The following is a 385-nucleotide window of genomic DNA, read 5'->3' as shown; positions in this document are numbered from 1 at the left end:
GCCTGGTATATGGCTCGCGGGCTGGGAATGCGCTGGATGGGCGTTCTGTTCTCGATCTTTTTGCTGATTGCCTATGGCCTTATTTTCAATACCGTTCAGGCAAATTCCGTCGCCCACGCGCTGCGCTTTGCCTTCAATTGTCCGGAGTGGCTGACAGGCGGCGCGCTTGCCCTTCTCACCCTGCTGACCATTGTGACCGGGCTCAAAGGGGTTGCCCGCCTGATGCAGTGGCTGGTTCCGCTGATGGCGCTGCTGTGGGTGTCCACCAGCCTGATGGTATGCGCGATACATATCGATGAGGTGCCGAACGTCATCGTCACCATTTTCCAAAGCGCGTTCGGCTGGCGCGAAGCGGCTTCCGGCGCGCTGGGTTACACCCTTAGCC

At 59.5% G+C, this 385-nt stretch carries 1 protein-coding gene; it reads left to right on the top strand.

The features are described from left to right. A partial coding sequence (locus RTW80_RS27620; protein WP_312721291.1) for an alanine:cation symporter family protein occupies positions 1–385 on the top strand: 385 nt, incomplete at both ends.

It is taken from the genome of Escherichia sp. AM3 (assembly GCF_032029835.1).
GTDB lineage: Bacteria > Pseudomonadota > Gammaproteobacteria > Enterobacterales > Enterobacteriaceae > Escherichia > Escherichia coli.
The sequence above is the reverse complement of the archived record's forward strand: the minus strand, read 5'-3'. Positions and strand labels throughout refer to the sequence as shown.